The sequence below is a fragment of the Curtobacterium sp. B8 genome (assembly GCF_000333315.1).
Lineage (GTDB): Bacteria > Actinomycetota > Actinomycetes > Actinomycetales > Microbacteriaceae > Curtobacterium > Curtobacterium luteum.
Genome location: NZ_BACW01000265.1, coordinates 1 through 2,906 on the forward strand (window position 1 = coordinate 1; position 2,906 = coordinate 2,906).

The window sequence follows — 2,906 nt, forward strand, 5'->3', positions numbered from 1 at the left end:
GCGTCGTGGAGGGTCCTTGCGAACGCGGTCAATCCCGCACGGTCCCTGGCGCGGAGCGACTCGAGGTCGATCTGGACGCCGCGCATGCCGAGCGCGCGGGCCCGCCGGGCCAGTTCTTCGGCCACCGCGGTCCGGTGGTCCGCGCTCGACAGCAGGGCCGTGCCGATCTCCGGGGAGAAGTCGCCGAGGTCGGACGAGTAGTTGCTCAGGAGGAGCTCCGGCGTGCTGCCGACCCGGGTCGCGGTCCGTGCGAGCGCCGCGGTGCCCTCGGGCGGGTCGAGGAGCGACGCGCCGTCCTCGGCCAGGGTCACGCCGTCGATCCCGATGGTCGACGCTCGTCCCCCCGCGGCCGTGACACGGGTCTCGGCGTGCGTGCCCGGTTCGACGTAGGCCTCGACGGCGAGCCGACCGGCCGCGGCGCTCGGGTCTGCGGAGCACCCCGCGAGCAGCGCAGCCGCCAGCACCGTCGCGACCACGGACACTCCCCCACGCACCATGCGATCACCGTAGCCTGCTGGGCGGGGGCGCACCGTGCCTCCAGGCCGGCGGTCCCGGAGGGCCGACGTCGTCAGACGCGTGCGCCCTCGAGCCGGTCCACGGACACCGCGAGCTCCTCGAGCTCGGGCACCTCACGCGCCTCGGCGAGCGCGTCCTCGAGCGCCGCGGCGTGGAGCGGCGTGGCCTCGTCGAGGAGCGCCTGACCCGCGTGGGTGAGCTCCGTGTAGAGGCCGCGCCGGTCGTCGGCGCAGAGCACGCGGGTGAGGAGCGCGCGGTCCTCGAGCCGGTTCACGAGGCGCGTCGTGGCACTCGGGCTGAGGGCTGCGGCGCGGGCGAGCTGCTGCATCCGCATGTGGAACCCGTCCTGCCGGCGGAGCGCGTCGAGCACCGTGTACTCGACGACCGAGAGGTCGACGGCCTTCAGCGCGCGCTCGAGTCGCGTCTCGATCAGGCCGTGCAGGGCGGCGAGGGTCCGCCAGCCGTGCGCGCGGACCGCGGTGGACGTGTCGTCGACACTCATGGGGACCTCCGGGCACACATCGTTGCTTGCGCGGGTACCTAGCGTGTGCAACTATCGATACCCCGCGTCTGCAACAACCAGCGTACGCGGGTGGACGACACGGCACAACGGAAGGACCACCATGCCCGCGGGACTCATCGCCCTCGCCCTCGGCGGCTTCGGGATCGGACTCACGGAGTTCGTCATCACCGGCCTGCTCCCCGAGGTCGCCGCCGACTACGGCGTCACCGAGACCACGGCCGGCTGGCTCGTCACCGGCTACGCCCTCGCGGTCGTCGTCGGCGCGCTCGGCCTCACCGCCGCCACCACCCGACTGCCCCGGAAGCAGGTACTCGTCGGGCTGCTCGTCCTGTTCGTCATCGGCAACACGCTCTCCGCGGCTGCGCCGACGTACGGCGTGATGATGCTCGGCCGGGTGGTCGCGGCACTGTGCCACGGCGCGTTCTTCGGCATCGGCTCCGTCGTGGCATCGAACATGGTCGCTCGGGAGCGCCGTGCCTCGGCCGTGGCCCTGATGTTCACCGGCCTCACCGCCTCGAACGTCCTCGGCGTGCCGTTCGGGACCTTCCTCGGGCAGGCGCTCGGATGGCGTGCGACCTTCTGGGCGATCGCGGTCATCGGCGTCGTCGCCCTCGCCGGCGTGCTCGTCCTGGTGCCCGCGGTCCGGCAGGCCGAGGCCCCGTCGCTGGTCCGCGAGCTCGGCGCCTTCCGCTCGGGGCAGGTGTGGCTGTCGCTCGGCATCACGGTCCTCGGCTACGGCGGGATGTTCGGTGCGTTCACCTACATCGCCTACACACTCACGTCCGTCAGCGGGTTCGCGTCGTCGGCCGTCCCGTGGCTGCTCGTGGTGTTCGGGATCGGGCTGTTCGTCGGCAACGTCGTCGGCGGGAAGGCGGCGGCACGGTCCATCGACGGCACCCTCCTGGTGGTCCTGTCGGTGCTGACCGTGGTGCTCGCGGTCTTCGCGGTCGTCGCCACCTCGCCCGTGCTCACCGTGGTCGCACTCGTGCTCATGGGTGCGTTCGGCTTCGCCACCGTCCCGGCACTGCAGACCCGCGTGATGCTGCACGCCGACCACGCGCCGACGCTCGCCAGCGGCGCGAACATCGCGGCGTTCAACCTCGGGAACGCCCTCGGTGCCTGGATCGGCGGGCTGACCATCGCCGCTGGCCTCGGCTACACCTCGCCGATCTGGGCCGGAGCGGGCATCACGGTGGCGTCGGTCGCCCTGACCGCGGTCGCCGCAGCCGCTGCTCGCCGTCATCCCGCGCGGACCACCACGACGGGGTCGATCGTCACGGTGTGAGCACTCGGGTCCGCGTCACACCCCGGGGGACGCGTGGGCCGGACGACGACAGCCCCGGACGACGACAGCCCCGGTCCGATCGGACCGGGGCTGCGGCGTTGTGCGGAGACGGAGGGATTTGAACCCTCGGTCCCCTCAAAGGGGACTCCACCTTAGCAGGGTGGTGCACTCGGCCTGACTATGCGACGTCTCCATGCGCCCTCACGAGCGCTACCCCCACCATACAGGAGGACGAGCACGCTCTCGACCTCCGGTGACCACCCGCGCGCGGCGGCTCGATCCGGCCGGTCCCCCGAAGTGGGGACATGCAGGGGTTGTCGCCGCGTACCCCGCTGCATAGCATCATCGGGACGCGGCGATCACGTTCCGGGGTCCTCCCCGTCGTCGCGACACAGCACCCGGCGTCGCCCCGCCGACGTCAGCAGGACCCGCGCGCCCGATCGCGACGTGTCCAGCCGGCGGGGCGACTCGACGGGGGCGCGGCCCACCACCGCGCCCCCGTCCAGGGCGGGGCTCACGCCGACGCCTTCATGCGGAACCGTTCGGGCATCCCGATCAGTGCGTCCACGAGCTCCACGAGCG

Annotated in this window: 3 protein-coding genes and 1 tRNA gene; 1 reads left to right on the forward strand and 3 read right to left on the reverse strand. The window is 72.7% G+C overall.

Annotation, left to right across the window (positions count from 1 at the left end; genetic code table 11):
* Together I59_RS06405 and I59_RS06410 are read right to left on the reverse strand one after the other, a co-directional pair.
* On the reverse strand, window positions 1–497 hold a 497-nt coding region (locus I59_RS06405), incomplete at its 3' end, for a hypothetical protein (RefSeq protein ID WP_376764446.1).
* Between the two features lie 71 nt (window positions 498–568).
* Entirely contained in the window at window positions 569–1,018 is a 450-nt protein-coding gene (locus tag I59_RS06410) for a MarR family winged helix-turn-helix transcriptional regulator (protein ID WP_022903155.1), read from the reverse strand.
* Between the two features lie 121 nt (window positions 1,019–1,139).
* On the opposite strand from I59_RS06410, the gene I59_RS06415 reads away from it, so the two are divergent.
* Window positions 1,140–2,324 carry an MFS transporter gene (locus I59_RS06415; RefSeq protein WP_022903156.1) on the forward strand — a complete coding sequence of 395 codons (1,185 nt, stop codon included), beginning with the start codon at window positions 1,140–1,142 and terminating at the stop codon, window positions 2,322–2,324.
* A gap of 103 nt (window positions 2,325–2,427) precedes the next feature.
* On the opposite strand, the gene I59_RS06420 is transcribed toward I59_RS06415, so the two are convergent.
* Window positions 2,428–2,517, reverse strand: a tRNA-Ser gene (locus I59_RS06420).
* Window positions 2,518–2,906 lie beyond the last annotated feature (389 nt).

Bases quoted from the DNA above. Each gene is read 5' to 3' on its own strand.
- I59_RS06410 (WP_022903155.1), bottom strand. From the start codon at position 1,018: ATGAGTGTCGACGACACGTCCACCGCGGTCCGCGCGCACGGCTGGCGG.
- I59_RS06415 (WP_022903156.1), top strand. From the start codon at position 1,140: ATGCCCGCGGGACTCATCGCCCTCGCCCTCGGCGGCTTCGGGATCGGA.